The following is a 2,040-nucleotide window of genomic DNA, read 5'->3' on the forward strand; positions in this document are numbered from 1 at the left end:
CCCGAACCGATTCCCGAGCCCGCACGGCGCTCGTCGCGCTCGCGGCGTTCGTCAATCCCGAGCTGGGACGAGATCGTCTTCGGCACGAAGGGCGAGTAGAAGCGCTTGAAACCCGCCTGGGACGGGCCTCACTCGCCGAAGGGCAGCAGCTGGTCCTCTTCGCGCAGCACATTGGCCACGGCGGCTGTACGGCGCTCGCGATGATGGCGGCGGCACAGCGTCTCGTAGCCCACCTCGACCTCGGCCGCGTCGGATTGCTCTGAGCGGACGTCGGCGACCAGCACCTGCTCGCCCTCGACGACCATGCGCCCCGCGACGGTGCGTGCGTTGTGGGTCGCGCGGCGCCCACACCAGCACAGGGTCTCCACCTGCAGCAGCTGGATCCGATCCGCGAGCTCCACAAGCCGCCGCGCCCCGGGGAAGAGCTCGGTCCGGAAGTCCGTGAGGATCCCGAACGCATACACGTCCGCCCCGAGCTCGTCGACCACGCGGGCCAGCTCGTCGATCTGCGCGGGCACGTAGAACTGGGCCTCGTCGCACACGAGGTAGTCCACCTCGTGGCCGGACGTTCGGAGCCGCACGACCTCGTCCCAGAAGCTCGTGCCCTCGGTGACCTCGGAGGCCTCGACCCGCAGCCCGAGGCGGCTCGTGATGACGGCCTCGCCCGCGCGGTCATGCTTCGTGAACAAGACGCCGCGACGGCCGCCGGCACGATGGTTGTAGTCCATCTGGAGCGCGAGCGTGGATTTGCCGCTGTCCATCGTCCCCGTGAAGAAGACGAGCTCAGCCACGGCGCCGCCGCTTCGACTGGACGCGGCCCGCGGCCCGGAACGCGACGAGCGGAACGTTCCGCTCCGCCTTCGTGAGCGATCCGTGCTGACCCACCATCGCGAACGCCGTGGGCCGCACGCGCCGGCCGTCGTAGAGCGCGAGCTCGCCGTGGACGGCCACGAGGACGTCACCGATGCGCTCGAGCACCTCGGGCCGCACAGCGCCGAAGAGGCCCTTGGCCACCGCCTCGGCGCGGGTCATGATCCACGCCTGGCGGCCGAAGCGCGCGCGCCACCGGTCGAGCACACGGCGAGCGGCGCCGTCGTCGTTCGGGTCCTCCAAGTGGAGGTGGACCATGCGGGGCTCGCCCGCAGTGTGCCTGACGCCGTCGATGAGCTCCGGCTCCGCGCCAAAGTCGATCCTGCGGTGCGCGGGGACGTCGACCATCCCGTGGTCCCCAGTCACGAGCACGAGCGTGCCGGACGGAAGCTGCCCGTCGAGCCGGCGGATGCTCGCGTCCACTTCCTCGAGCGCCTCCTCCCAGGCGGGAGAGGCGCAGCCGGACAGGTGCCCGGCCTTGTCGAGCTCGTTGAGATAGAAGTAGAGGAGCATCCTCGGTGCCGCGGCCATGGCCTCGGCCGCCGCGCTCGTACGAGCGTGCAGGGTCTCCGCCCCGATGAACGCCCCGCCGCGGAGGGCGGCGCGCGTCATCGCGGAGCGTTCGAACTGTGGGAGGCTCACCGTCGCCACCCGGACGGCCGCCTCCATGCGCTCGAAGACGGTGGGGAACGGCTGCCAATGGTCGGGATCGACGTCCGGGTCCCAGCCCCCGAGCTGGTTGACCACGCGGCCCAGGTGCGGCGCGAGCACGTCGTAGCCCACCATTCCGTGCTGCCCCGCGGGCAGTCCCGTGCCGAAGCTCGCAAGGGAGGCTGCCGTGGTGCTGGGAAAGGCCGCGTCGAGCGTTGTCGGGATTCCGCCCTGGCCCGCCTGGAGCTTGGCGCGAAGGAACGGCGTGTGTGCCGCGTGCTGGGTCAGGAGCTGGCGGCCCAAGCCGTCCACCATCACGACGCACACGCGCGTCGCGGCCGGGAGTCCCAGAGTGTTCTCGAAGCCCGGAACCCCGAGCGCGGCGGCGCTGCTCGGGAGGATCTCGGCGACGCTCCGGCGCCCGTAGGCGGGCGGGTCCGGCAACGGCTGGCCTCCGGAGGGCTCCCCCGCGACAGACGACGGCGGCGTGAACGCCTGTGCGGTCTCGGTCGCCTCGGT

The 2,040-nt window shown here is 71.7% G+C and carries 2 protein-coding genes; both read right to left on the reverse strand.

Annotation, left to right across the window (positions count from 1 at the left end; genetic code table 11):
* Nucleotides 1-128: 128 nt before the first annotated feature.
* Nucleotides 129-791: a thymidine kinase gene (locus ACLN58_RS21595; RefSeq protein ID WP_415857265.1), complete on the reverse strand. Its 663-nt coding sequence runs from the start codon at nt 789-791 to the stop codon at nt 129-131.
* On the reverse strand, nt 784-2,040 hold a 1,257-nt coding region (locus ACLN58_RS21600; protein WP_415857266.1), incomplete at its 5' end, for an alkaline phosphatase family protein. The genes ACLN58_RS21600 and ACLN58_RS21595, both read right to left, overlap by 8 nt.

The sequence above is a fragment of the Sinomonas sp. G460-2 genome, assembly GCF_047759905.1.
Classification (GTDB): Bacteria; Actinomycetota; Actinomycetes; order Actinomycetales; family Micrococcaceae; genus Sinomonas.